Here is a 598-nt window from a genome sequence, read left to right as displayed (position 1 = left end):
GCCGATGATGAACGCCTGCGCGAGCCCGTCCGGCGAAGGCTGCACCGCGTACTGGATATTCATCCCCCACTGGCTGCCGTCGCCGAGCATCGCCTCGAAGCGCGGCGTGTCCTGTGGCGTCGATATGATCAGCACGTCCCGGATGCCCGCCACCATCAGCGTGGACAGCGGGTAGTAGATCATCGGTTTGTCGTACACCGGCAGCAACTGCTTCGATACGACGTGCGTGATCGGATACAGGCGCGTGCCCGAACCGCCCGCGAGAATAATGCCTTTGCGCGCCATTGCCGTGCCCTTACGCGCGTTGCGCGTAGTTGGTCTCAACCCACTTGCGGTATTCGCCCGAGGCGACTTCGTCCGACCACGCCTGGTTCTCCAGATACCACTGCACCGTTTTCGCCAGACCCGTCTCGAACGTCTCCGCCGGCTTCCAGCCAAGCTCGCGTTCGAGCTTGCGCGCGTCGATCGCATAACGGCGGTCGTGGCCCGGACGATCCTTCACGTAAGTGATCTGGTCGCGGTACGAAGCGCCCGCCTTCGGACGCAACTGGTCGAGCAGGTCGCACAGCGTGTGAACCACTTCGAGGTTCTTCTTCTC

2 protein-coding genes are annotated in these 598 nt (G+C 63.0%); both read right to left on the bottom strand.

Annotated features, from left to right (window positions below; genetic code table 11):
* Positions 1-285 (bottom strand): sugar phosphate nucleotidyltransferase (locus tag P0D68_RS35495; RefSeq protein WP_408188110.1); only part of this gene is annotated, 285 nt, incomplete at its 3' end.
* 10 nt (positions 286-295) lie between these two features.
* On the bottom strand, positions 296-598 hold a 303-nt coding region (locus tag P0D68_RS35490; RefSeq protein WP_408468835.1), incomplete at its 5' end, for a GDP-mannose 4,6-dehydratase.

The sequence above is a fragment of the Paraburkholderia sp. RL17-380-BIE-A genome (assembly GCF_046028085.1).
Classification (GTDB): Bacteria; Pseudomonadota; Gammaproteobacteria; order Burkholderiales; family Burkholderiaceae; genus Paraburkholderia.
The sequence above is the reverse complement of the archived record's forward strand: the minus strand, read 5'-3'. Positions and strand labels throughout refer to the sequence as shown.